The organism is Paraburkholderia sp. RL18-085-BIA-A (assembly GCF_046027075.1).
GTDB lineage: Bacteria > Pseudomonadota > Gammaproteobacteria > Burkholderiales > Burkholderiaceae > Paraburkholderia.
Map to the genome: position 1 here is coordinate 17,084 of NZ_JARESU010000065.1, position 25,645 is coordinate 42,728.

Annotated in this window: 22 protein-coding genes; 6 read left to right on the plus strand and 16 right to left on the minus strand. The window is 64.5% G+C overall.

The window, feature by feature from the left end; all coding sequences use genetic code 11:
• Positions 1-69: 69 nt before the first annotated feature.
• A complete protein-coding gene (pdeR, locus tag P0D89_RS31995) occupies positions 70-2,073 on the plus strand; it encodes a cyclic di-GMP phosphodiesterase (RefSeq protein ID WP_408377707.1) in 2,004 nt (667 codons plus the stop codon).
• A 96-nt stretch (positions 2,074-2,169) separates the two neighbouring features.
• Here the strand turns inward: pdeR and P0D89_RS32000 are convergent, their stop codons facing one another.
• Positions 2,170-3,273, minus strand: a complete 1,104-nt coding sequence (locus tag P0D89_RS32000; protein ID WP_408363790.1) for a malate/lactate/ureidoglycolate dehydrogenase — start codon at positions 3,271-3,273, stop codon at positions 2,170-2,172.
• Positions 3,274-3,354: 81 nt separating this feature from the next.
• Positions 3,355-4,818 carry a M20 family metallopeptidase gene (locus tag P0D89_RS32005; RefSeq protein WP_408377709.1) on the minus strand — a complete coding sequence of 488 codons (1,464 nt, stop codon included), beginning with the start codon at positions 4,816-4,818 and terminating at the stop codon, positions 3,355-3,357.
• A gap of 170 nt (positions 4,819-4,988) precedes the next feature.
• Here P0D89_RS32005 and P0D89_RS32010 point away from each other — a divergent pair, with 170 nt between their 5' ends.
• On the plus strand, positions 4,989-5,300 hold the full coding sequence (locus P0D89_RS32010; RefSeq protein ID WP_408363794.1) for a superinfection immunity protein: 312 nt from the start codon (positions 4,989-4,991) through the stop codon (positions 5,298-5,300).
• A 157-nt stretch (positions 5,301-5,457) separates the two neighbouring features.
• Here P0D89_RS32010 and P0D89_RS32015 read toward each other — a convergent pair whose 3' ends face one another.
• The 4 genes from P0D89_RS32015 to P0D89_RS32030 form a co-directional block, all read right to left on the minus strand.
• Positions 5,458-5,730 carry a YodC family protein gene (locus tag P0D89_RS32015; RefSeq protein WP_408363796.1) on the minus strand — a complete coding sequence of 91 codons (273 nt, stop codon included), beginning with the start codon at positions 5,728-5,730 and terminating at the stop codon, positions 5,458-5,460.
• A 477-nt stretch (positions 5,731-6,207) separates the two neighbouring features.
• A complete protein-coding gene (locus P0D89_RS32020) occupies positions 6,208-7,782 on the minus strand; it encodes an MFS transporter (RefSeq protein WP_408377711.1) in 1,575 nt (524 codons plus the stop codon).
• A gap of 33 nt (positions 7,783-7,815) precedes the next feature.
• Positions 7,816-8,454: a TetR/AcrR family transcriptional regulator gene (locus tag P0D89_RS32025; protein ID WP_408377713.1), complete on the minus strand. Its 639-nt coding sequence runs from the start codon at positions 8,452-8,454 to the stop codon at positions 7,816-7,818.
• 163 nt (positions 8,455-8,617) lie between these two features.
• Positions 8,618-9,043 (minus strand): OsmC family protein, encoded by a 426-nt coding sequence (locus tag P0D89_RS32030; RefSeq protein WP_025597457.1) that lies wholly within the window; start codon positions 9,041-9,043, stop codon positions 8,618-8,620.
• Positions 9,044-9,416: 373 nt separating this feature from the next.
• Between P0D89_RS32030 and P0D89_RS32035 the strand changes: the two genes are divergently transcribed.
• Entirely contained in the window at positions 9,417-9,725 is a 309-nt protein-coding gene (locus P0D89_RS32035) for a DUF4148 domain-containing protein (protein ID WP_408377715.1), read from the plus strand.
• Positions 9,726-9,961: 236 nt separating this feature from the next.
• Here P0D89_RS32035 and P0D89_RS32040 read toward each other — a convergent pair whose 3' ends face one another.
• The 6 genes from P0D89_RS32040 to gltA form a co-directional block, all read right to left on the minus strand.
• Positions 9,962-10,516 carry a carboxymuconolactone decarboxylase family protein gene (locus tag P0D89_RS32040; RefSeq protein ID WP_408377726.1) on the minus strand — a complete coding sequence of 185 codons (555 nt, stop codon included), beginning with the start codon at positions 10,514-10,516 and terminating at the stop codon, positions 9,962-9,964.
• 34 nt (positions 10,517-10,550) lie between these two features.
• Positions 10,551-11,879 carry an aspartate aminotransferase family protein gene (locus tag P0D89_RS32045; protein ID WP_408377717.1) on the minus strand — a complete coding sequence of 443 codons (1,329 nt, stop codon included), beginning with the start codon at positions 11,877-11,879 and terminating at the stop codon, positions 10,551-10,553.
• A 32-nt stretch (positions 11,880-11,911) separates the two neighbouring features.
• Complete coding sequence (locus P0D89_RS32050; protein ID WP_408377719.1) at positions 11,912-12,970, minus strand: C45 family autoproteolytic acyltransferase/hydrolase; 1,059 nt, start codon at positions 12,968-12,970, stop codon at positions 11,912-11,914.
• 143 nt (positions 12,971-13,113) lie between these two features.
• Positions 13,114-13,968, minus strand: a complete 855-nt coding sequence (locus P0D89_RS32055; RefSeq protein WP_408363810.1) for a MurR/RpiR family transcriptional regulator — start codon at positions 13,966-13,968, stop codon at positions 13,114-13,116.
• A 97-nt stretch (positions 13,969-14,065) separates the two neighbouring features.
• A complete protein-coding gene (locus tag P0D89_RS32060; RefSeq protein WP_408363812.1) occupies positions 14,066-16,345 on the minus strand; it encodes an amylo-alpha-1,6-glucosidase in 2,280 nt (759 codons plus the stop codon).
• 279 nt (positions 16,346-16,624) lie between these two features.
• On the minus strand, positions 16,625-17,923 hold the full coding sequence (gene gltA / locus P0D89_RS32065) for a citrate synthase (protein ID WP_408363814.1): 1,299 nt from the start codon (positions 17,921-17,923) through the stop codon (positions 16,625-16,627).
• 466 nt (positions 17,924-18,389) lie between these two features.
• Here gltA and P0D89_RS32070 point away from each other — a divergent pair, with 466 nt between their 5' ends.
• Positions 18,390-18,791: a hypothetical protein gene (locus tag P0D89_RS32070; protein WP_408363816.1), complete on the plus strand. Its 402-nt coding sequence runs from the start codon at positions 18,390-18,392 to the stop codon at positions 18,789-18,791.
• Between the two features lie 18 nt (positions 18,792-18,809).
• On the opposite strand, the gene P0D89_RS32075 is transcribed toward P0D89_RS32070, so the two are convergent.
• From P0D89_RS32075 to P0D89_RS32085, 3 genes are all read right to left on the minus strand, one after another.
• The gene (locus P0D89_RS32075; RefSeq protein WP_408363844.1) at positions 18,810-19,604 is read right to left on the minus strand and encodes an alpha/beta fold hydrolase; all 795 of its coding nucleotides are present in this window, start codon (positions 19,602-19,604) and stop codon (positions 18,810-18,812) included.
• A gap of 382 nt (positions 19,605-19,986) precedes the next feature.
• Entirely contained in the window at positions 19,987-21,039 is a 1,053-nt protein-coding gene (locus P0D89_RS32080) for a rod shape-determining protein (RefSeq protein ID WP_408363818.1), read from the minus strand.
• Positions 21,040-21,199: 160 nt separating this feature from the next.
• Positions 21,200-21,859, minus strand: a complete 660-nt coding sequence (locus P0D89_RS32085; RefSeq protein WP_408363820.1) for an alpha/beta hydrolase — start codon at positions 21,857-21,859, stop codon at positions 21,200-21,202.
• Positions 21,860-22,097: 238 nt separating this feature from the next.
• Between P0D89_RS32085 and P0D89_RS32090 the strand changes: the two genes are divergently transcribed.
• A complete protein-coding gene (locus P0D89_RS32090; RefSeq protein ID WP_408363822.1) occupies positions 22,098-23,675 on the plus strand; it encodes a DHA2 family efflux MFS transporter permease subunit in 1,578 nt (525 codons plus the stop codon).
• Positions 23,676-23,799: 124 nt separating this feature from the next.
• Here the strand turns inward: P0D89_RS32090 and P0D89_RS32095 are convergent, their stop codons facing one another.
• Positions 23,800-24,552 (minus strand): AraC family transcriptional regulator, encoded by a 753-nt coding sequence (locus P0D89_RS32095; protein WP_408363824.1) that lies wholly within the window; start codon positions 24,550-24,552, stop codon positions 23,800-23,802.
• A 113-nt stretch (positions 24,553-24,665) separates the two neighbouring features.
• Between P0D89_RS32095 and P0D89_RS32100 the strand changes: the two genes are divergently transcribed.
• Positions 24,666-25,580 (plus strand): glutaminase, encoded by a 915-nt coding sequence (locus P0D89_RS32100; RefSeq protein ID WP_408363826.1) that lies wholly within the window; start codon positions 24,666-24,668, stop codon positions 25,578-25,580.
• Positions 25,581-25,645 lie beyond the last annotated feature (65 nt).

Consider the following 25,645-nt stretch of genomic DNA (forward strand, 5'->3'; position numbering starts at 1 on the left):
TAAGTATGACGACTGTATGCCGCCTCGCGCCTTGACGGGGACTACCGGCACACACCGCCCGGGGATCTCATGAACGACGACCAACACGACCAGGTGCTTTATGCGCGGTTCGGCACAAGCAGGCCTTGCTGGCGTCTGTCGGCCGACAGCGACGCACTCGACCTCACGCCCCTGACCGGCGAAGCGCCTGACCATGTCGCGATTGCGCTGAATCCCCAACAAGCGTCGCAAATCCGTTACCTCACGGGCGCGACGTCGCACGTCGTCGTCGACGTGCGCGTCGCCGGCGAACCGTTGCGCCTGCATCTCGTCGGTAAAAAGCTCGACAGCAACACGTGGGCCGGCACCGCGTCGGCTTACGACGACACGGAGTCCGTGGTCCGCGATCTGGCGCAGGGGCTCTGGTTTGCCGAGCAGGTCGTCTCCGAAGTCAATTCGGTCGTGGTTATCGTCGATAGGCATGGCCGAATACAGCGCTTCAACCGGCTCGCCGAAGAACTTAGCGGCATCAAGGAAGAGAACATCATCGGCACCAACGCTTTGGCGCTGTTGATGCCATCCCAGGATGATGCGGCCGCCAGCGCGAACTTCGCCGAGGTCTTCAATCGCGGCGTGGCGTACGACGTCGAACGACGCATTAAAACGGTGCATGGCGAACGGCTGTTTCTGTTCCACCATCAATTCGTCCACAGCGGCAGAGCGGACGACGAACAATTCCTGATCTGCACGGGCACGGACATCACCGAGCAAAGACTTGCGCAGAAACGGCTCACCGAACTCGCCAACACCGACGAGCTGACCGGCCTGTCCAACCGCAACGCGATCCAGGACAAGATCCGCGCGGCAATCGAAGCCGCCGGTTCGCACGACGAGGTCGGCGTGCTGTTCCTCGATCTCGACAACTTCAAGAAGGTCAACGACCACTACGGCCATGTGTTCGGCGACGACCTGATCCGCGACGTATCGGCGGCCATCGGCGGCTGCCTGAACGAAGGCGACGCGCTGGCGCGGCTCGGCGGCGACGAGTTCATCGTGCTCGCGGCGAAAGGTACCTCGCACGAACTCGAAGCCACCGCCCTGCGCATTCTCGAGCGCATGCGCGCGCCGTTCGCTGTCGGGCTCGTCGAGGTCTACACGGGCTGCTCGATCGGCATCGCGCGCTATCCGCAACACGGCGACAACCTCGAATCGCTGATCCGTTCGGCCGACACGGCCATGTACGTCGCCAAAGACGCAGGCAAGCGCACTCATCGCGTGTTCTCGCCGGACATGAACCGCCGCGTCGCCGAATACATGTGGCTCGACACGAATCTGCGGCGCGGTCTCGAAGAGGGCCACCTGACGCTGCACTACCAGCCCAAGCTGTCGCTCGCGAGCGGCACGGTGCAGGGCGCCGAGGCACTGGTGCGCTGGAATTCGCCGGAACGCGGGCAGATCATGCCGGCGGACTTCATCCGTTATGCGGAAGAATCCGGGCTGATCGGCGTGCTGGGCCGCTGGGTCATGGAATCCGCCGCCAAGCAGGCCGCCAGATGGAAAGCGGCCGGCTATAACCTGCGCGTCGCGATCAACGTGTCAGCGCGGCAACTGGCTGACCCCGCCGTGGTCCAGCATTTCACCGAGGCGCTGCAGCACGCGGAACTCGACCCCTGCCTGCTCGACCTCGAACTCACCGAGAGCTGTCTGATCGAGGACGAAGCGGCCGCGATCGAACTCATCACGCAGTTTCGCCAACTCGGCGCGCAGGTTCATCTGGACGACTTCGGCACCGGCTACTCGTCGCTGTCGCAACTGGGCCGCATTCCGCTCGACGTCATCAAGCTCGACCGCAGCTTCGTGCGCTCCATCAACGCCGACACCAAGGCGCAAGCGCTGGTGCGTTCGATGGTCGCGGTCGCGCAGGAACTCGATTTCAAGGTGGTGGCCGAAGGCATCGAAACCGAGTCGGAAGAAATGTTCATGAAGGGCCTTGGCGTGGATTACGTGCAAGGCTTTCTGTATGGCCGCGCCATGCCTGTCCCCGAATTCGAACGCTGGCTGAAGGATCGGCAGAAGCTTCGGCTGATTGCCTGAGCTTGCCGCCGCCTGGGCGGTTCAATGGGTCGATGATCCTGATTGGCTCATGCGAATTAGCCGCGCCACACCACGGCCGCGCATACCAGACAGCCTTTATCGCAAGCATGCGTTCCAACGGCGCGCATCTTCCTCACTCATGCCGACGGCCAGCGCCGCCTCGCGAATCTGCGTCCAGGTGGCCGGGTCCACCGGAATCCCCTTGGCTTCACGTTGCGCCCGTGTCAGGCGTTCGGGTTCCCCTGGTTCGTAGATGCGTTCGGTACCCGCCGCGAGCGGCGAAGCCTTCACCCAATCGATGAACGCTTCGGCTTCAGCCTGCGCATCGGGGGCATCGAATGCGGCGGGATCGATGATCACCGACAGCATGCAGTTGATGATCGCGTTGGTCGTGCCGAGCGTGTCCGCGTGCGTCGTGAAGCCGCCCGACAGCGCCCCGCCGAAAATCTCGCACATCGCCGCGAGCCCAAAACCCTTGTGCCCACCGAACGGCGTCAGCGAGCCGAACGGCGCTTCGTGCATGACCTTCGGTTCGAGCGTGGGGAAGCCCTCGTGATCGATCAACGCACCGGGCGGCGCATGCTTGCCCTGGTTGTACGCCACGCGCGTCTTGCCGTAGGCCACCGTGCTGGTCGCGAAGTCGAGCACGAGCGGCGGCTTGCCGGGGCGCGGATACGCCGCGCAAAACGGATTCGTGCCGATGCGCCGGTCCGCGCCGCCGAACGGCGCGACGAGCGGATCGCCCGCGACGTTGACGAAGTGAAACGACACCAGTCCAGCCCGCGCGCACTGTTCGGCCCAGTGGCCGATGCGCCCGATGTGATGCGCGCCGCGCAAGCCGACCGCGCAGATGCCGAGCCGTTTGGCGCGTTCGATGCCCTGCTCCATCGCCTCGAACGCGACCACCTGGCCGAAACCCTTGCCGCCCTCGACCGTCAGCACGGCACCCGCGTCCTTGACGGTTTCGGCATGCAGGTTCAGTTGCAGTTGGGCATCGGCCAGCGACGCGACATAGCGCGGGATCATTCCCACGCCATGCGAGTCGTGTCCGGTCAGATTCGCCGCCACCAGATGATCCGCGACCAGTTCTGCTTCGCGCGGCGTGCTGCCCGCCTGCTCCCAGATCGCCTTCACGTAGGCATGCAGTTGATCGGCCGGAATCCGGAGGGTGGCGGGTTGAGCAGTCGCGTTATCGGTCATTCAGTGGGTTGGTGTGAGTGACGGGTTTAAACAGTGCAGCAGTTAAAGCCCGAGCGAAGCAGGACGCTCAGGCCGAAACCCTCAAGGCGCGGCGGCGATCACTTCGGCAACCGCGGCCGTGAGCTTCTTGCCGAACGGCACGTGCAGGAACTCGTTCGGTCCGTGTGCATTCGACTTCGGCCCGAGCACGCCGCACACCATGAACTGCGATTTGGGGAAGCCCGACTTCAGCACGTTCATCAGCGGGATCGTGCCGCCCTGGCCCATGTACGCGACATCGGCGCCGTAGTGGCGACGCGACGCGTCGTTGAGCGCCGTGGCGAGCCAGGGCGCGAGGTCGGGCGCGTTCCAGCCGCTCGCCGCGCCCGCGTCGGGCTTGAACGTCACCTTCGCGTTGTACGGCGGATCGAATTCGAGCAGCGCCTTCAGTTCGGCGACGGCCTTTTCCGCTTCGATCAGCGGCGGCAGACGCAGCGACAGTTTGAACGCTGTGCGCGGGCGCAGCACGTTGCCGGCATCGGCGAGCGCCGGCAGCCCGGCCGCGCCGGTCACCGACAGCGACGGACGCCACGTCGAATTGAGCAAGGCTTCCTGTGGATCGGTGGTGGTGGGCAGCACCTGGCGGCCGTCCTGGCCGCACGCCCACGGCAGTTTCTTCCAGACGTCGTCGCCGAGAATCTGCGCGGTCGCTTCCGTTTCACGCAGCCGGTCCGACGGGACCGGGCAATGGAAACCCTTCGGCAGCAGCGTGCCGTTGGCGGCGTCCTCCAGCCGGTCGAACAGCTGCCGCATGATGCGGAAGCTCGACGGCGCGATGCCGCCGTAGCCTCCCGAGTGAATGCCTTCGTCGAGCACCTGCACTTCGAGGTCGCCGCCGACGAGTCCGCGCAGCGACGTGGTGAGCCACAGTTGATCGTAATTGCCCGCGCCCGAATCGAGGCACACGACGAGACCCACCTTGCCGAGCCGTTCGCGCAGTGCGTCGACGTATGGCAGCAGATCGTAGCTGCCAGACTCCTCGCAGGTTTCGATCAGACCGACGCAACGCGGACGCTCGATGCCTTGCGCGTCCAGCGCGGCGAGCGCCGTCAGGCTCGCGTAGATCGCGTAGCCGTCGTCGGCGCCGCCGCGGCCATAGAGCTTGCCGTCTTCGAGCTTCGGCGTCCACGGGCCGAGGTCTTTGCGCCAACCGTCGAATTCGGGCTGCTTGTCGAGATGGCCGTACAGCACGATGGTTTCCTCGCTGCCCGAACGGGTCGCGGCCGTTTCAAAGAAGATCACCGGGGTGCGGCCGGGCAGGCGAATCACTTCGAGTTTCAGGCCGCGCACCGGCTGCTGTTCGGCCCATTGCGCGGCGTCGGTGATCACGCGCTCCAGATAGCCGTGCTTGACCCAGTCGGGATCGAACGCCGGGCTCTTGGCCGGCACGGCGATGTAGTCCGTCAACGCGGGCACGATCTCGTCGTTCCACTTGCGGTCCACGAATTCGCGCAGCGTGTCGGGGTTCAGGCGTTGCGCCTGCTGGGTCGTATCGTCGGAGATCATGATGGGGGTCCTGGCGGTTCGGTTCTGTCGAAACGGCCATGATAGTCCGGATGCGGGATCGGCTGAACCCCTTCGGGCATGGATGTGCGCGGCAAGCGTCGGATCGCCGCTGCGCAGATCGACCATTCGCGCGACAATCGCGTCATGAATCGCGCATCAGGAGTTGTTCCATGCGTGGCAATGTGATCGTCCAGCTCATCGGCGCCGTGTTCGCGCTCGCGCTGTATTTTCTGCCCGCCATTCTCGCGGACCGCCGCAAGCGTCATGACTTGCTGACGCTGGCGCTCTTCAATGCGTGCGTAGGCTGGACCGGGTTCGGCTGGCTGCTCGCGCTCTACTGGTCGTTGCAGCCGAACCCGCCGAAGAATATCGCCGGCGAGGTGGTGCAGACGCGCAAGCTCGTGGGGATGCGTGCGTTTTCGTCCGCGCTCATGCTGCGCGTACAGAGACGCGTGTCGGCACGGGACCGTCCGGAAAATTGATTCGGCTGGTGCGGCCCGGCCGGGAGGCGGCCGGCCGGAGAGCGGTTGGCTCGCCTGGGCCCGCGCTCAGGTCCGCTTGGGCCCGAGTAGTTGGTCGCAGCGGTTAGCCCGAAAGGCGGCCGAATCTATCGACCGCCTGTCGGCTCATTCAATCCGTTCAAGCGGCACGGCCAACCCGTTGCCATTGCACGGAGCCGGCCGGAATCGAGCGCGGCTCGGCTCGCACGCCGGCGGGAGAAAACATCTCGCGGCGCAGTTCGCCGTGTTCGTCGAACCACTCGCAAATCAGCCAGTGGCCCGGATTCAGGGCGACCGGACCTGCATAGGTGACGGTCATGCGTGGGCCGCCAGCCTTCAACGTAACGACGTCGCCGACGTTGAAACTGGTGGCTGCCGGTGTGTGGAATGCGTCAATGGTAGCGGTCAGCATATTATTCCCCTACGGAACCGTTGAGCGTTATTTAAGTCATCGCGCCGGGATTCTCGACATTCGACCTACTGAGGAAGGACTCTGAAGTTCGCAAAGATTAACAATCTAATTTAAATGCGACAAGCGCTTTTTATTGATACCGTTTTCATGGGCAGTGGAATCGCTTTCAATCCCGGCCCGTGTCGTTTGAAACCAGGAAAATCCCTGAAACCCTGCCGCAATGCACCAGACGTGCGGCGCTGCACGATGGCACCATTTACTGCGTGCGCCTCACTATCCAGTACAAAATGTCCGCAGCATTCTTCATATCTAAGCGCGACTCAAATGCAGCACCGGTTTATCGCACACAGCCTCGATATGAAAGTTACCTATGAACGGAAAACTCACGGGTAAATAACGGGCTTGTTATGCTTTTATTTAATGCGCTCGATAATGTGCGCGAACCAACAGCTGAAAACGATTACCACCGGCGTATTTTCAAGCCGGCTGCATGGAACGGCGCAGCACCAGCTGCTGATGCCGCACGAGCAAAACGCTTAAACCGATGCACACGAACATCAACAGCGCGTTGATCGCGAGGCTGATCTGGAACCCGTGCGCGTACGCATCGGGCGCCGCACTGCCGCCGATCGCGCCGAAGAACACGCCACTGATCGCCGCCGTGCCGAACGCCGACCCGATCTGCAGCGTCGACGACACCACGCCCGACGCCAGCCCGGCTTTCTCCGGTGCGACTTCGAGCAAAACGATGCGCATGATCGACGGCAGCAGCAAGCCGTGGCCGACGCCCGCGCACACCAGCCCGCCATAGAACAGCAGATCCGGCGTAGCGGACTGCGTCGCGGACCAGCCGGTGATCGTGAAGCCGAGCGTCATCATCGAGAAACCGAGCGTGAGCACATGACCGCCAATGCGCTTGACCACCGCAGGCGATGTCAGCGGCCCGACCACGAAGCCGATCGCAAACGGCATGATCGCGATGCCTGACGCGAGTGGCGTCCAGTGCAGACCGGTTTGCAGGAAGATCCCGTAGGTCAGGAAGAACGCGCTATTGCAGTAAAACAGGAACGCGAGCACCAGCCCCAGCGCGAACGCCCGGTTGCGGAACAGTTGCAGATCCACCAGCGGATGACCGCCGCGGCGCTCGACGCGCCGCTCGGTCGCCACGAACAGCGCGAATGCGGGGACCGCGAGCGCGAACATCACGAAAGTCCATGCTGGCCAGCCGGCTTCGCGGCCGTGCGTCATCGGGTAGATGACCAGCAGCAGCACCGCCGACAGCAGCGCGACACCCTTCAGGTCGACCCCGGTGCGGGTGGCCGGCTGATTCTCCGGGACGAACTTCCACGTACCGATAAACGCCGCAATGCCGATCGGAATATTGATCAGGAAGATGATGCGCCAGTCCAGTCCGAACGGGTGGTACGTGATCAGCGCGCCGCCGCCCAGTTGGCCGACAATCGACGACAGCCCGAACACGAAGCCGTACAGGCTCATCACCCTGGTCTGCTGATGCAGCGGCACGACCGCGCGGATGGTCGCGAGCACTTGCGGCGCCATCACCGCGGCGGCGATGCCCTGCACGATCCGCGCGATCACCAGCATGTGGCCGCTGGTCGCGAAGCCGCACAGCGCGGACGCGGCCACGAACGCCGCCATCCCTGTCATGAACATGCGGCGTCGGCCGAGCAGATCGCCCAGACGGCCGCCTGTGATCAGCAGCACCGCATATGCGGACGCGTAGGCGGAGACCACGAGCTGCAATTGCGCGTCGGTGGCGGCGAGACCGGTGTGAATCGACGGCAGCGCGAGGTTGACGATGAAATAGTCGAGCGGCGCGAGGAAAGCGCCGACGAACAGCACCGCGAGCGCAAGCCCCTGGCGTTCGAAGTGCGGCGCGGCTTTATCTGCGGCTTTGCCCGAGGCTTTTTCCGCTGACACGGCCGCCGCGATGCCGGCGGCAACCGCCCCCGGACAGGTCACGGCGCCCGCGCGCGCATGCACAGGGCCAACGAATGCCGCCTGAGCGGACTTGATCGCTTCGCTTTTCATGAATGATCGTTCAAAAAATCGGCAAAAAAAAATTTAGACGAGCGCGCGCATCGCGACGTCCACTATCTCTATCAGCGCATCTTCCTTGTGGGCGACCCGCCCCAATACGCGCAACCCCTGCATCACGCACAGCAGGAAATCGCCGACGGCTTTTTCGTCGAGAGCCGAATTGAACGCGCCGCTTGCCTGGCCTCGAATCACCGACGCCGCCAGCAGCGTCGCCATACGGCGCTGGATCGCTGCAACCCGGGTGCGCAGTTCCTCGTCGCCCGGCTGCATTTCCAGCGTGGTGTTGGTGATGAAGCAACTGCGCTCGCCGGTCAGCGCGCAGGCGACCCGCGCGTAATGCAGCAAGGCGTTGCGCAGCGCCTCTTCAGGCGGCACCGGCGCGTTCAGCCGCTCGGCAAGCCGCGCGACCGAGCCTCCCGCGTAATGCTCCAGCGCGGCGAGCATGATGCCGTGCTTGTCGCCGAACACACCGTACAGACTGCCGCGCAACAGGCCGGTGGCCTTGCACAGGTCGTCGATCGACGTGGCGTGGTAGCCGTGGTTCCAGAACACCTGGCTCGCGCTTTTCAACACGGTGTCCGTGTCGAACTCGCGCGGCCTGCCTCGTGGACACACGTCGCCGGCTTTTTTCGCGGATTGCTTGGAAAGACCAGATTGCTTCATGGCGTTGATATTATGACTAACCGTTCAACAAATCAAGGCCGGGTTTCCGTAGGGAACGGCGCAGGATTCGCGGGAGCCTGCCGATCGTCACATAAAAACCGGCGGAGGAGCTTGCCCCGCCGCCGGCCTCATCGCGTGAGCCCTGCCTGAAAAGCGCGCGAACTCAGGTTTCGAGTTTCGCGTCCATCGTGATCGTCGCGTTCAGGACCTTGGACACGGGACAACCCGCCTTCGCGTCCGCGGTGGCCTTGTCGAACGCCGCCTTGTCGCCGCCGGGAATTTTCACCGCCACATCCAGATGCACCGCGGTGATCGTAAAGCCGCCGCCGTCCTTGTCGAGTGTCACGGTGGCGGTCGTGCCGATGCGTTCGGGCGTGATGCCGGCCTTGCCCAGTTCCGCCGACAACGCCATCGAGAAACAACCCGCGTGCGCAGCCGCAATCAGCTCTTCCGGATTCGTGCCGATGCCGTCCGCGAAGCGTGTCGAAAACGAGTATTGGGTCTCCTTGAGGACGCCGCTGTCGGTGGAAATCGAGCCCTTGCCGTCTTGCAGGCCGCCTTGCCAGACTGCTGATGCCTTGCGCTTCATCGCTCTCTCCTTTTTGTGCCCTGCTTCGCGCGCATGACGACCGAAGATGACGCCCGCCGCGACGGTCTCGCCCGGATGTTCGCGGTTCAGGCATCGGTCGCAAGTCCCCGAGGGGCCTCCTTCGGGCGTGTCGCGCGGCGCCGCAGGCGCGGGCGTGGACCGAACTTCATCATAGGCGCTTCCGTGTGCCGGCGTCGTGACGATCCCGCAACCGGGTGCCACAAAGTCACCTTCGAGCATTACATCAAAAACGGTAACAATTTTTCCTTACAAATCCTCTTTTTTGCCGATCTCACAAACAATAGACTGGTTTCAACAGATCGGGATATGGGATTTCACCCGATCTCTCAACAATCGAATTCCGGAGGTCATCATGAAATCGCTTCTTTCCGCAGTTGTCGTCGCATCCGCTCTGATCGTTCCGGCCGTGTCGTTCGCACAGCAGGCGAACAACGGTCCGGTGACGCGCGCAGAAGTACGCGCTGAACTCGTGGCCGCGCAAAAAGCGGGCCTTCTGTATCAGAACGACACCGAATATCCGAAGACGGTACCGCAAGGTGACACAGTGGTCGCGTCCACGCAGGGTTCGAAGGACGTTGGTGGTGTGAACGCGGGTTCGTCAGCGGCGGGCGCGTCGTCCTCGGTGCAGCAGCGTCTGTTTTCGACCTATCGCGGCCAGTGAGCTGCCAGACCGCGCGGTGGGCGGCGTAGTTGGTGAAGGCGGGTGATGTGGCAGTAGCAGGCAGAAACGCCCCGGTTGCAATTCGCAGCCGGGGCGTTTTTCATTTGCCATGCGCCCTGTGCCGTGCGCGCCGCGTCTTGCCCGCTTGCATGTTCGCGTGTTGCGCCGCGCGCAAGCCGAAGCGGTTGTTTTGCAAAAAAGCCCCAGCCGAGCCAACGCCTCGGCCACGCAACCTGCTATTCAGCAAACGGCAAGCTCTCCTGCCCCACTGCCCGCATCCCGAACACGTTCAGCGTCATTGCCACCAGCGCGTAGTAGCCGAGCAGGCCGACCAGGTTGATCACCACCTGATGCCCGAACCGGTCGACCGCCTTCGTATACAGCGCGTCCGACACGCGCTTCGTGTCGTACAGCTCGCTCGCGAAGTCGTGGATCAGCGCGTCGTCGGCGTCCGCGAAGGCCGGGCGCCGTCCCTGCCGGATCACCTCGGCGTCCGCTTCGGCCACGCCCGCTTCGAGCGCGATTGGATAGTGGATGTGCCACTCGGCCTGCGCCTGCCAGCGCGCCGCGGTCACCAGAATCGCCAGCTCCGACAGACGCAGCGGCAAGCCGGTCCGATAGCGGCAGAACGCGCCCAGGCGCTGCGCCTGCTGCGCCAGTTCCGGGCTGTGAATCCAGCCGAGAAACGGCCCGTTCAGATTGCCGCGCGGGCCGGACAGAATTTCGTCCAGCACGGCCTTCTGTTCAGGCGTGGCGTCGGACAGGTCGAAGTGAGGCAAACGCTCGGTCATCATCGTTCTCGCAGTGACGGTTGGGCCGGATGGGTCAGACGGTGCTCAGCGCGCCGTCAATCGCGTCGGCGAGCCGGCTAACAACTTCGTCGATATCGCGCTCGGTGCAGATGAACGGAGGCGCGAGCAGCACATGATCGCCGACCTTGCCGTCGACCGTACCGCCCATCGGATACACCATCAAGCCGCGCGCGAACGCTTCACGCCGGATCGCCGCGTGCAGTTTCAGTGTCGCGTCGAACGGCGTTTTGCTCTCGCGCTCCTTGACCAGTTCGACGCCGACGAACAGCCCCCGCCCGCGCACGTCGCCGATATGCGGGTGCTGCGCATAATGCTCGCGCAACCGCCCGCGCAACTGCTCGCCGCGCGCCATCACGTTCGGCAACAGCCTGTCTTCCTCGATTACGCGCTGCACTTCGAGTGCGGCCGCGCACGCGATGGCGTGGCCGATATACGTATGGCCGTGCTGAAAAAAGCCCGAGCCGCCGACGATCGTCTGATAGATCCTGTCGCTCACCAGGGTCGCGCCGATCGGCTGATAACCCGCGCCGAGCCCCTTCGCGATGGTCAGCAGGTCCGGCGCCACGCCGTCCTCTTCGCACGCATACAGGAAGCCGGTGCGGCCCATGCCGGACATGATCTCGTCGAGAATCAGCAGCACCCCGTAGCGGTCGCACACCGCGCGAATCTTGCGGAAGTACTCGCGCACCGGCGGCACCGCGCCGGCCGTCGCGCCCACCACCGTTTCCGCGACGAACGCGGCGACTGTGTCGGCGCCGAGTTCGAGGATCTTCTGTTCGAGTTCGTCGGCCAGACGTTGCGCGAACGCTTCTTCGGATTCGCCGGCGCGCTGCTCGCGGTACGCGTAACACGGGCTGACGTGATGCGCTTCGATCAGGATCGGCAGGAACGGCTCGCGACGCCAGGCATTGCCGCCAATCGCCAGCGCCCCCAACGTGTTGCCGTGATAGCTCTGACGACGCGCGATGAAGTGGCGGCGCCGCGTTTCGCCCTTCTCGACGAAGTATTGGCGCGCCAGCTTCAGCGCGGCCTCGATCGCCTCCGAACCGCCCGACACGAGGTACACATGCTCGAGCCCGGCCGGCGCACTCGCCACCAGGCGCTCGGCCAGTTCCTCGGCGGGCTCGGTGGTGAAGAACGACGTGTGCGCGTAGGGCAACTGTTGCGCCTGGCGCTTGATCGCGTCGATCACCCGCTGGTTGCTGTGGCCCAGGCACGAGACGGCCGCGCCGCCGGACGCGTCGATATAGCGCTTGCCGGTGGAGTCGATGATCTCGATGCCGTCGCCGGCGACGGCTACCGGCAGCGATTGCTTCGGTGAACGATGAAAGACGGTGGACATGGGTTCAATTCCTGATGATTGCGCCAACCTGCTCAGGCGCCGGTCGGCTCGCTCGCTGAGCGGGCAATGAAGTTGTCGAAATCGCATTGCCCGTGCCGGAAAACCTTCATCGACACACCCGCGCCGCCGATCTCGAACAGCGCCGTGGCGAGGGTGTTTTCGTCGTCGGGGTCGAGCGGATCGTCGCGGTAGATCGGCAAGCCGGATGGCGCGCGATCCTGCAGCACGTCGAGCAACGCGGCGGGCTGCAACGCGCTCGCGAGCGAGGGCAGCAACGCGTCGACGCGCAGTTGCCGGTCGCGCGATGAATCGGTGACGATTTGCGGCTCGGCCTCGTCGCCCGGATGGATCATATGATTCGCGTGGCCCGCGAGCGTGGACACGCTTTGCACCGCACAGCGCCGCGCGCTGGCTTCGACACTGAAGAGCCGCGCGTCGCCCGCGCAGCCGAGCGTGTGATGAAAGCCGCTCGCCGCCGGCGCGGTGCGCAGCCTGTGCAGCGCTTCGTCGAGCGAGCCGGCATCGAGCACGGCTCGCGCGAGGATCATTCGAGGCACGCCGGCGCTCGGCATGCGGATACGCAGGTTATTGATCGCCTTCGCGATACCGGCGCGGTTCGCGGCGAAAGTGTGCCCCGGCAGCGACCCTGGGTAATAGAAGCTGACGAAGCCAGGCTTGCCGACAGGTTGAACCTCGACCAGCGCGCAGCGATCGCCCAGAAAAGGGTCGCCGTCCTCGTTGTGCGCGATGAAGCGCCGCTCGCCTGCGACGGCCGCCAGCGTGGTGCAGCCGTCCGGCGCGTGATGGATCAGTTCGCCGCGGCAGTTCCACAAAAACACCTCTTCCGCGGACCAGCCGAGACCTGCCGCCATGCCGTCCAGCTCCGCCAGCAGCGCCGGAAAATGCGTGCGAGCCGCGTCGCGCAGCGCCTGCACGAACGGCTCGCCGCGCCACTTTCGAACCGCGCGCCACGCACTGCTTTGCTCCATGTATTCGGTGAATACCGGCCGCGCGAATTCACCCAGCCGGTAGCCGATCTCATACGGCTCGCCGCTCACCTGAAAAACACTGAACTCCCGCTTCGCCGCCACGGCTTGCACCCTTTCAACAATCGGTACGTATTTATACTGTTAAACAACATTTGTTGTCAAACGGTGCGGCATTGATTCGAATGGGGCGATCCTGCTGCACGCAGGACCGCCGCCCGGCTAAACCGTGAACGAAACGGCTACGCTCAAGGCACGTAGGCGCCCTTCGCATGCAAGGACTGCTCGGCAATCGCAAGCTGTTCGACTGCGCCCGCGCCTTCGAGTGCGAGCAGATGCGCAACCAGCGATTCGGCAATCGCGGTGGCCGCCACCAGCGACGGAAAGAACGATGGACTCTCGTGCGAAAAGATCAGCACCTTGTCGGCGTTCAGCGCGATCGGCGAAACCGCGCTGTCGGTGATTGCGATCAGCTTGCTGCCTTTTTCCAGCGCCGCTTCGGCCACGCGCGCCGCTTCGACCGAATACGGCGCGAAGCTGATGACGATGGTCGCGCTGTCGCGCTCGATCGTGCGCAGCTGCATTTCGAGCGTGCCGGCCTCGCCGTTGAGCAGCGACACCGACGGCCGGAACAGCCGGTAGCCATAGACAAGGCCGAACGCCACCGAGTAACAGGAGCGAAAGCCCGCGACATGCACGTGCGGTGCGCGCCGCAACAGCCGCGCCGTTTCCACGATCACGCGACCGTTATGCGCGGCGGTGACTTCAAGGTTGTGCTGTTGCGCGATGAGCAGATCGTTCGCCAGCGCGTCTTTCGATTTGACCAGCGAACGCGCGCGGCTCGTGAGCGGCTCCGGCCGGGTGCGCACGCGCGCGACGAACAGGTTGCGCAATTCGTTCCAGCCGGGAAAACCGAGTTGCTGCGACAGGCGCACGAGCGATGCCGGTTGCACCTGCGCGCGCTCGGCCACCTTGCGCATGGACGAGACCGCGACCTCATCGGGATGATCGAGCAGGAAACCTGCTCCCATCTGGAATTGCGGACTCAGTTCGGAAAAACGCGCCCGAATCAGGGCGGCGAGCTGGTCGAAGCTGTCTGGCATGCGAGGGTCCGGGCGAGCCGCCGATAACGATGACAACAAATGTTACCACCCGGCGCCTCGCATTCAACAGCGCGAGCCGCTTGTTTTCAGCGCATCGCTACAGCAGCGCGACCACTCGCACATCGCCCTGCTCGGCCGACGCCACCACCTTCTCGCCGATGCGGCGGAACGTGATCGACACCGCCGAGTCGCCCACCCGCAGATCGCCGATTTCGAGCCAGTCGATACCTTCGGGCAGCATCGGCTGTGCGATCAGCACTTCGCGCCGCTCGGCGTCGATCGTGATACCCAGACACGCTTCGAGCATCATGAACGGCGAACCCGCCGCCCACGCCTGCGGCAAACAGGCGACCGGATACGCGGTGGGCGGCTCGCCGCGCCGCCGCGGGAAGCCGCAGAACAGCTCGGGCAGCCGCATGTCGAAGTTGACCGCCGCCTGGAACAGCGCCTGCAGCAGCCGCACCGCCGCCGCCTTGCCGCCGTACTGCGACAGACCGCGCGCGCACAGCGCGTTGTCGTGCGGCCAGACCGAGCCGTTGTGATAGGCCATCGGATTGAAGCGCGCCTGGCTCGCGGCCAGCGTGCGCACGCCCCAGCCGGTGTGGAACAGCGTGGAGTCGAGCGCGCGCACCACCGCTTCGCCGCGCTCGCGGGTGGGCAGCCCGAAGGCCAGCAGATGGCCCGCATTCGAGGCCATCACGCGGCACAGTTCGCCGTGACCGTCGAGCGCAATGCCATAGAAGCCGGACTCTTCCATCCAGTACTTCTCTTCGACGCACTGGCGGATCTTCTTCGCGCGTTCGCTGTACTGCGCGGCTGGCTCGCGCAGCCCGCGCAGCTTCGCGAAGCGGGCCATCGTGTCGAACGCGGCGCTCGCATACGCCTGCACCTCGACGAGCGCGATGGGGCCGTCGGGGAAGCGCCCGTCGGCATGGAACACCGAGTCGTGACTATCTTTCCAGCCCTGGTTCGCGAGGCCGCCGTCCGACTCGCGCTGATAGTCGAGCAGGCCGTAGCGGTTCTTGTCGCAGACGCCCGCGACCCACTGCGCGGCGCGCTCTAGCGCCGGCCACAATTCGTCGATCAGCGCGAGGTCGCCGGTGCGCGCCGCATAGGCGCCCGCCAGCACGATGAACAGCGGCGTGGTGTCGACGCCGCCGTAGTACAGCGCAAACGGCACTTCGCCGGCGGCCGCCATCTCGCCCTTGCGCATCTCGTGCATGATCTTGCCGGGCGCGGCGTCGCGAAACGGCGAATTCTCGCGCGCCTGATGCTCGGCGAGAAAGCGCAGCACGCCCGCGGCGAGTTGCGGCTGCAGCCACAGCGTCTGCAACGACGTGATGACAGCGTCGCGGCCGAACGGCGTCGAGAACCAGGGGATGCCCGCATACGGATAGGGTCCGGTCGCGAGATCGGTGGTCAGCAGGCCGAGGTCGGCAAGCGAACGGTCGATCCATGCATTGAACAGCGGGTTGCTAGAGCGCACGCGCGCGGTCGCGCGGCGGCGTTCGCGCATGACGAGATGAGCGTCGACCAGCGCGGCGCGCACCGCCGCGCGGCCCACGCGCGGACGCTCCGCATCGATTTGCGACAGATGGCTTTCGCTCAACGCGTGCATGGGTTGCGAGACGTCGGCGCCGGGCCTGTCCGGCTTCGCGATGACCTGCACCGCCACCGACAGATAGATCGACACGCACGCCTGGGCCGGCAGCTCGACGGTATAGTCCGCGCGATCGGCGAACAGCTTGTCCGGCTCCGGCGAGAACGCGATCTGCACGTTGCGCGCCACGTCGTCGAGGCCGAGATAGCCGAGCAGCACCTCGCGATTCTCGACGCGGGCGGGTTCGATGCGGCCCTGCTTGTCGCGCTTCAGGCCGCGCACTTCGAACATGTCGCGGAAGTCGCTGGCGAACGAGATGGACAGCGGCACCACGGCGTCGCGCGTGCCGTAGTTGGTGAGTTCGATGGCCTCGTTGAGCACGGTGCCCGACAACACGCGCACGCGCTCGACGTGGATCACGCCTTCCGGCGTGCTGTCGCCGCCGAGCGGCGGCAGCGGACGATTGGTCAGATGCGCGGTAAATGAAGTGTTGTCGTTACTGACGCTGCCCGACAGCAGCGACGGCGCGCGCCCGCCGAAGGTCAGGCGCAGTTGCGAGAGAACGCGGGTGTCGTTGACGAACAGGCCGTCGTCGTGGCCAGTGATATCGCCGAGGGGATCGTTGACGATGAAGGTGTCGCCCGACTTCAGCACGTGCTGCGTGGCGCTCGCGACGTTGAGGTTTTCCGTCGGGATGAATACGCCGTCCGGCTCGGGTTCGCGGTGATCGACACCGCCCGCGAGGGACACGCCGCCGAGGGCTTCTGGCTGCTGCATCAGGGTCACTCCTATGGGTTCGCTTGTGCGTTCAGTGTTGCGTTCGCTTCACTTTCGGTGGCCGCGCGATACTGGCCGGTCGCTTCCGATTGTAGAGGGTCTGTCCGCGTCAGACGAACTTATCACAGGGGAGTTTCGGTTTTTTTGCGAGGTTTTTGTGGGGATTTCCGTGGCACAGGACGTGCAGGAGTTTTGTTCTGTCGGCAAGTCCAGGCCGGCCTGGCTTGCCGTAAAAAAAGGCCGTCGAGCAACGTACGGCTGCGTGACGGCCCCGGCACATCACCGCTTTGCCAACGGCGTGGCTTCGCGCTGCGTCTCCCCTACGAACAACTGACGCGGGCGCCCGATCTTCTGTTCAGGATCGGCAATCATTTCGTTCCACTGCGCAATCCAGCCGACCGTGCGCGCCATCGCGAAGATGCACGTGAACATCGCGGTCGGAATACCCAGTGCGCGCTGCACGATGCCCGAGTAGAAATCGACGTTCGGGTACAGCTTGCGTGACACGAAGTAGTCATCTTCCAGAGCGATCTTTTCCAGCGCCATCGCCAGCTTGAACAGCGGGTCGTCGTGCAGGCCCAGCTCTTCCAGCACTTCGTGGCAGGTTTCGCGCATCAGCTTCGCGCGGGGATCGTAGTTCTTGTAGACGCGGTGGCCGAAGCCCATCAGCTTCACGCCCGAGTTCTTGTCCTTCACCTTCGCGATGAACTCGGGGATATTGTCGACCGAGCCGATTTCTTCCAGCATGTTCAGCGCGGCTTCGTTCGCGCCGCCGTGCGCCGGGCCCCACAGACAGGCGATACCCGCGGCGATACACGCAAACGGATTCGCGCCCGACGAACCCGCGAGACGCACGGTCGAGGTCGACGCGTTCTGCTCGTGGTCCGCATGCAGGATCAGGATACGGTCGAGCGCGCGCACCAGCACGTCGTTGACCGGGTACTCTTCCGCCGGGTTGGCGAACATCATGCGCATGAAGTTCGCGCTGTACGACAGGTCGTTCTTCGGGTACACGAACGGCTGGCCGACGGTGTACTTGTACGCCATCGCGACCAGCGTCGGCAGCTTCGCGATCATGCGGATCGCGGAGACGTCGCGGTGCTGTTCGTTGCTGATGTCGAGCGAGTCGTGATAGAACGCCGACAGCGCGCCGACCGCGGCGACCAGAATCGCCATCGGGTGCGCGTCGCGACGGAAGCCGCGGAAAAAGAAATGCATCTGCTCGTGCACCATCGTGTGCTGCGTGACGGTGTTCACGAACTCTTCTTTCTGCTGCGCGTTCGGTAGTTCGCCCTTGAGCAGCAGATAGCAGGTTTCGAGGAAGTCGGCGTTCTGCGCCAGATTGTCGATCGGATAACCGCGGTACAGCAGCTCGCCCTTGTCACCGTCAATGTAGGTGATCGCCGAATTGCATGCCGCCGTCGACATGAAGCCCGGGTCGTACGTGAACTTGCCGGTCTGGCCATACAGCTTGCGAATGTCGATCACATCCGCTCCGAGCGAGCCCTGATAAATGGGCAGATCAACGGTCTGATCGCTGTCCGAGAAGCTCAGCGTTGCGTGTGTCTTCGAATTCATCTACACGTTCCTTTTACTTTCCTGTCGCACACGTGCCGGCATGCCTGAACGTCATATGGTCGCATCGCGCCGTGTCGTTTCGTCATGAGCGCAGCGGCATGCCAGGCTCCGCTTCGCATTCTACGGGCCGCGGGGTCGTTGATTGCGACGATTGACCGCAACAATGCATCTCGGCTCGCGCAACATTCGTTGCCATCGATTGTCATTAGTTGCCTGCCACACGCGCCAATGCGCCGCGCAAAAGACGCGCGCTTGACTTCACAATGCTTCACCGCACTGCATTGCCAGCAAAATGAAAGTTGGAACACTTGTTGCAACAATGTTTTGCAGCGACCGGACTGCGCGAAGAGAGGCGCATCTGCGATACTCAACTTGTGTTTTGCTTCCCCCGCGAACACATTGCTGTCTTTGGCCCGCCGCGCTACGGCGGGCCTTTTTAATCAGCCAGAAAAACAGGAAGGACCCGATGAACGCCTCTCTCGAAACGCTATTTCCGGATCACGTGCACACGGACGACAAAATCGTCAGCGCGCTGAATCACCAGGACATCGTGGTTGCGTTGTCAGCCGCGCTGAAGACGCAGGACGTGGCGGTGCTGCACATGCTCTATCCGCGCACCGACGCGCGCACGCATCGCAGTCTCGATACGCTCGTGGACGTGTTGCACGGGCACGGCCTGCATCAAGTGGCGGATCTGATCGCTCAGGAAGCGCACTATCTGTTGTTCAAAGACCCGGTGAAGGCGTGGAAAGCGTTCCACGAAATTCGCAACGACTCGCTCGCGATCGGCGTGCATCTGTACTATCACGGGCTCGTCGGCGAAGCGGCGGAACGTGCGCTCGACAAGGACGCGCATCGCAAGGCTTGAGATCGCGACGCGCTGATCTCACGCCTCGCGCGCATTCACCGACTGAATGAACCCGTCGACGTAGCGATTGAACGCACCCGGATGCGCGAGGTTCATTCCGTGCGACGCGCCGCGCACCGTCTCGCGGCGCGCATCGGGCAGCCACTCCTGCAGCGCGGCAGCGGTGCGCCGGAACATGTCGGGACTCTTCTCGCCGTCGATCAGCAGCACCGGGCAGCGCACTTCGGCCACTTCGCCGGGCAAGTACGCGGGCAGCGGATCGTCCAGTTGCAGCGCAAGCGTGTGCGCGTTATCGGTCGCCATCCTGCGAAAGCCCGGCGTGCTCATGGCCCAGAAGCCGGGCCGGCTGACCGAATCGACGAACAGTTGCAGGCCGCCTTCCACGTCGCCCGCCTCGATCAATTGCGCCGCTTTCGCGCGCAACACGTTGACCGTCGCCGGCAAATGCGCGGGCGGACGCCCGGTAATCTGCAACTGGCCGCCCGGGTCCGCGAGCGTTAATGTACGCACCCGCTCGGGATGACGCCGCGCGAATTGAAACGTCACGCTGCCGCCGCGCGAATGTCCCACCACGTGCGCAGGCCCCGCGCCGAAACGGTCGATAAACTCCGCGACTTCGTCGGCATGCCGGCTCCAGCTGAACGGATGGCCGGGCTGGGCAGCGGCCGCCGGCCAGTAGTGGGTGAGACTCACCGCCACGCAGCGGTACTGCTTCGAGAGCCCGGCGAGTTGCGGTTGCCAATAACGGTAGTCGCACAGCGAACCATGCACGAACAACAGCAATTCGCCTTCGCCGGCTTCCACGTAGGGCATGCGCAGACCGCTTTGCAGTTCGATGAAAGACGGGGATAAAGCGAAAACAGATTGATTCACGGGTGGTTCGCAGACAGCGCGGCGGCACGCGGGTTCGTGGAGCGCCTGCGCGAGAAACGGAATTGGGAAAAAGCAACCAAAGAAAACGCGTACACGTCGTTGAGTCTCGCACCTGCCGCGTATTCTCACATAGCCACTCAATGTATGCGACGGCGCGTCCGGCGCGCTGGTCCCGGAGTCGGACTTCCTGCATCAGATTTCAGCGATGGCGCTACCGGCTGCACCTGTCTAGCTGCGATGGCGGCCAAAACGCAGACTCTCTCGACCCACGCGCCGCGACGCCGACTCGCCCCAAACCATCACCGACAGCGTCCGCCGACACTCACTCGTACCCAACCTCATCGGCCCACCCCGCAGCCGCAGCCACGCCCGCGCCGCGCACCGCGCAGGTCAGCGGTTCGTCGGCGACCCGCACTTTGAGGCCGATCTCATTGGTCAGGCGGCGCCCGAGGTTGCGGAGCAGCGCGCCGCCGCCCGTCAGCACGATGCCGTTGCCCGCGATATCGGTCACCAGTTCGGCGGGCGCCGTTTCAAGCCCGCGCTTCACCGCGCCGATCACCTGAAGCAGCGGCCCTTCGATCGCCTCGGCGATATCGTGGTTGCTCAACTGGACCGTGCGCGGCAAACCGTCGTCGGCGCTGCGGCCGGTCGCGTTCATGTGTTCGAGCGGCACGTTGCGCAGCGCCGAACCGATGCTCTTTTTCACGTGCTCGGCAGTTTGCTCGCCGAGCAGCACGCCGTACAGATTGCGCACATAACTCACGATCGCCGCGTCGAAGTTATCGCCGCCCACCCGAATCGAGCCGCTATACGCGGTGCCGCCGAGCGCGATCACACCGACTTCGGTGGTGCCGCCGCCGATGTCGACCACCATCGACCCGGTCGCCTCGGCCACCGGCAAGCCCGCGCCGAGCGCCGACGCCAGCGATTCGCCGATCAGGCTGACCTTCCACGCGCCGGCCGCCTCGGCCGCTTCCTTGATCGCGCGCCGCTCGACCTGGGTCGCCCCGGCCGGCACGCACAGCGTGAATGCGGCGCGGCGGCTGAACAGCGAGCGCGGGCGCGCCATGTCGACGAATTGCCGGATCATGTGCTCGGCGGCGGAAAAGTTGGCGATCACGCCGTGGCGCATCGGCCGCACCGCTTCGAGATTGCGCGGCGCGCGGCCCAGCAGCTGGCGCGCTTCGGCGCCCACTGCCGCGACTCGTTTGGATCCGGCCGCCGCCTCTTTCTGAAAGCACACGACGGACGGCTGGTTCAGCACGATGCCGCCGTCGTCGGTATAGATCAGGGTATTGGCCGTGCCCAGGTCCACCGTCACGGAATGACGGAACAGTCGCTCGAAAAGCGGGTAATACGGCGTCGGTCTGGCCATATGAAGGCTCTGATATGTCGTTATCCGCCCATGCGGGCAGTCTGAAAATGCGCCCCCGGGCGCCGCGCGGTCCGCGCGGCGGAGGTAATTTTTCAAGCTAATGCCCTATTAACGGCAAGCAGATCAGAACCTTTAACGCCACTTTTCAATCAGGGCCGTGTCAGCCGCGCGACAGTGCGCCCAGCGTCCGCGTGAGCGCCTGCTGGCCGAGCTCGACGCCGTCGGCATTGATCGTATGGCCGATGCCCGGCAACGCATAGGCGTCGACGCTGTAGCCCGCGTTGCTGAATGCGTCGGCGGCGTATTCCAGCTCGCGCATTGGAATGACTTCGTCGTCCTCGCCGTGAATCAGCGTGAGCGGCGTGCCGTTCTGCACGACGATCGCCGACGCGAGCCGCCCCGAATACGCGACGACGCCAGCCGCGCCTTCCGCGCTGGTCGCCACGTGATGCATCGCCATCATCGAACCTTGCGAAAAACCGACGAGCGCAAGCCGGCCGAAAGCCACCTGCCAATGCGCGAGTTCCGCGTCGAGCATGCGGCGTAGCGCCGGATACGCAGCGGCCACGCGCGCCTCGCGATTGCCCTCGGTGACGTCGCGCAGGCTGAACCACTGACGGCCGCCGAAACCGCCGTCGAATGCGTCGGTGCCGTCGAGCGACGTGAACGCCACATCAGGCAGACTTTCGCTCCAGATGTCCGCGAGCGGCATCAGATCGCGCGCATTGCTGCCGACGCCGTGCATCAGCACGACGAGTCCTTTTGCGGGCAAGCTGATTGGCGCGCGCCGCCAGCCGTGTTCGAATTGCTCCCAGGCCATAGTGATTTCCTCTCTTGCTGTGTTGATTCGGTTCGTGGTCCCGCAACCCAGCCGCGAGCATACGCTGGCCGCCACGATCGCGCCGGCCAGACTGCAGCCGTCCGCGACGCCAAAATCCGAATGCAGGTATCCTTTTGCGAGCATTCGACGGGCCCGCTATTGCGCGCATCGCGCCCGCGGCAAATAGCACAACCGTCAACCGTCCAGCACGCCCGCAGCATCCCATCCGGAGAGCCGATTGAGCCAGCCCACCGCCGCGCCCGCTTCCGCGCCGCCCGCGCCACCGCCGCCGCTCGAAGGCGGCAGACTGGTTCTGGCGACCATCGCCGTCGCGCTCGCCACCTTCATGAACGTGCTCGACACGTCGATCGCGAACGTCGCGATTCCGACCATCTCGGGCAATCTCGGGGTCTCGGTCGATGAAGGCACGTGGGTCATCACCGTGTTCGCCGCCGCCAATGCGGTATCGATTCCGCTGACCGGCTGGCTCACCCAGCGCATCGGCCAGGTGAAGCTGTTCGTCGGCGCGATCCTGATGTTCGTACTGGCATCGTGGCTGTGCGGCATTGCGCCGACGCTGCCGATCCTGCTGCTCGCGCGGATCTTCCAGGGCGCGGTGGCCGGTCCGCTGATCCCGCTGTCGCAAGCGATCCTGCTCGGTTCGTATCCGAAGGAGAAATCCTCGACCGCGCTCGCGCTGTGGGCGATGACCGCGACCGTCGGCCCGATCGCGGGCCCGGCGCTGGGCGGCTGGATCACGGACAGTTACAGCTGGTCGTGGATCTTCTACATCAACATTCCGGTCGGCCTGTTCGCGGCCGGTGTCACGTGGATGATCTATCGCACCCGCGAGTCGCCTACCCGCAAGCCGCCCATCGACATAATCGGGCTCGGCCTTCTGATCGCGTGGGTCGCGTCGCTGCAGATCATGCTAGACAAGGGCAAGGACCTCGACTGGTTCCAGTCGCCGGTGATCGTGGGACTCGGCATCACCGCGCTGATCACTTTCGCGTTCTTTCTCGTGTGGGAGCTGACCGAAGAGCACCCGATCGTCGATTTGCGGCTGTTCCAGCAGCGCAACTTTCTCGGCGGCACGATTGCGATTTCGGTCGCGTATGGCGTGTTCTTCGGCAACCTCGTGTTGCTGCCGCAATGGATGCAGGAATATCTGAATTACCGCTCCGTCGATGCCGGCCTCGTGACCGCACCGCTCGGCGTGTTCGCGGTGATACTCGCGCCGGTGATGGGTCGCGTGCTGCCGCGCTCGGATGCGCGCATCATCGCGACGCTCGCGTTCGTCGGCTTTGCGATCGTGTTCTACATGCGTTCGAAGTACGTGATCGAAATCGACACGTGGCACCTGGTGATACCCACGCTGCTGCAAGGCATTCCGATGGCGATGTTCTTCGTGCCGCTGACCGCGATCATCCTGTCCGGCCAGCCGCCGAACAGGATTCCGGCGGCAGCGGGCCTGTCGAATTTCGTGCGCGTGTTTTGCGGTGCGGTGGGCACGTCGATCGCGGGCAACGAATGGAACAACCGCACGGTGCTCCATCACGCGAGGCTCACTGAACAGGCCACGATCAACAATCCCGTGTTCACCCAGCAGATCGACTCGACCCAGTCGCTGCTGCATCTGAATACGCAGTCGGCGCAAGCGCTGTTCGATTTCACCGTGAACAGTCAGGCCGCGATGATGGGCCTGAACGATATCTTCTTCGTGTCGGCGGTCATCTTCATTCTGATCATTCCGTTGATCTGGATTACGCGGCCGGCTAAAGGCGGCGGTGGTCCGGATGCGGCGGGCGCGCATTGAGCGGGGTTTTCCTTTTCACTGTCGCCGTCGCGCTCTCTTTCGCTTGCGTTTCTGGCTGCCGTCGGTGCGCGAACTCGTGCTTGCCGATTCTTTCGCGTGACAGCGCGGCGACAGCCGCGCCGCGTCAACGAAAATAGCGCGCGGGCGTATCGCCGAACGCTTCGCGGAACACCGCGATAAACGACGACACGTCGTTGTAGCCGACTTCGAGCGCGACCTGCGTGACGCTCGCGCCCGCGCCCAGATGTTCGAGCGCGGCCAGCAGCCGCAGTTGCTGGCGCCACTGGCCGAAGGTCTGCCCGGTTTCCTTGACGAACAGACGCGCCGCCGTGCGAGCCGTTACACCGGCGGCGGTGGCGAGCTCTTCGAGCACCGCGGCCTGCGCCGGATTGGCGCTCAGCGCGTCGGCGATCCGCTGGACGCGCGGATCGCCCGGCCAGTTCAGGCCCAGCGGCGCGGCGCGCAAGCCCGGCAGGCGATCCAGCAGCACTTGCAGCAGCCGATTGGCGGGTTCGTCGAATGGTTGGTCGCGCGGCAGATTGGCGGCGGCGCCCAGCAACGCCTGCACGAGCGCGTCGGGCACGAGCGCGCCGCTTTGCGCGAGCAGCGGCGCGGCGTGGGCCGACGCATACAACGAATACAGTTGCACGGCACGCGTGGCGCACAGGCAATGCAGCAGATTCGGCACGAGCCACACCGCATGGCCGGGCGGCACGACCCATCGTCCCGTCTCGGTGCGCACGGTCAGCACGCCGTCGCTCACGTGGATCAGCCGTGCGCGGTGATACGCCCGCCACGGTTCGTCCAGCGTCTCGTGACGCTCGCCGACCACGAAGACCGCTTGCTCGACGCCGTCAGGATCGAAGGCTTCCGTCATGGTGTGTGCTGTGCCGCGTTGCTTCCGGAAAGGCAGCAAGATTAGCACGCCTCGCGGGCCACCCATGCACCGCGGCTTGCCAGTAGAATCGCGGCTTCAACGGTCCGAGCCCAATGAACTACGCCTCCATTCTCGAACAGATTCATCGCGATCTGCGGCCCCATCTGGGCACCGGCAAGGTGGCCGATTACATCCCCGAACTCGCCAGGATTTCCGCCGACCGTTTCGGCATGGCGATCGTCACCGCGGCGGGCGAGGTCTTTCGCACCGGCGAAGCCGACACGCGTTTTTCGATTCAGAGCATCTCGAAGCTGTTCGCCTGTACGATGGCGTTCCGGCTGCTCGGCGACGCGCTCTGGCAGCGCGTCGGACGCGAGCCGTCGGGCAATGCGTTCAACTCGCTGGTGCAACTCGAAGCCGAGCACGGCAAGCCGCGCAATCCATTCATCAACGCAGGCGCGCTGGTCGTCACCGACGTGCTGTGCCGCCGTTTCGTGCAAGCCGAAACCGCGCTGGTCGAATTCATGCGGCGGCTCACCGGCGAGCCCAGCATCGACTACGACTTGCGCGTCGCGCAATCGGAATTGCAGCACGCGCACCGCAATCGTGCGATGGCGCACTTCATGGCGAGCTTCGGCAACATGCAGATGCCGCCCGAAACGGTGGTCGACGCTTACTGCCGCCAATGCGCGATTTCGATGAGCTGCGTGGAGTTGGCGAAGGCGGCGCTGTTTCTGACCCATCACGGCGTGGCGCCGGCCACCGGCGAACGGATTCTCGACACGAGTTCCGCGAAACGGCTCTCCGCCCTGATGCTGACGTGCGGCACGTACGACGCGGCGGGCGACTTCGTGTACCGGGTCGGATTGCCGGCGAAAAGCGGCGTGGGCGGCGGGATCGTCGCGGTGCTGCCGGGCGAGATGGCCGTGTGCGTGTGGTCGCCGGGGCTGGATGGCAATGGCAATTCGTTGGCGGGGGTGCTCGCGCTTGAATGGTTGACCACCTGCACGGGACAGTCGATTTTTTGAATCAGACGAGCGGACGGACATGGCGAGCGCGACGATTCCGGAACCGCCGCACAACCCCGCTTCGC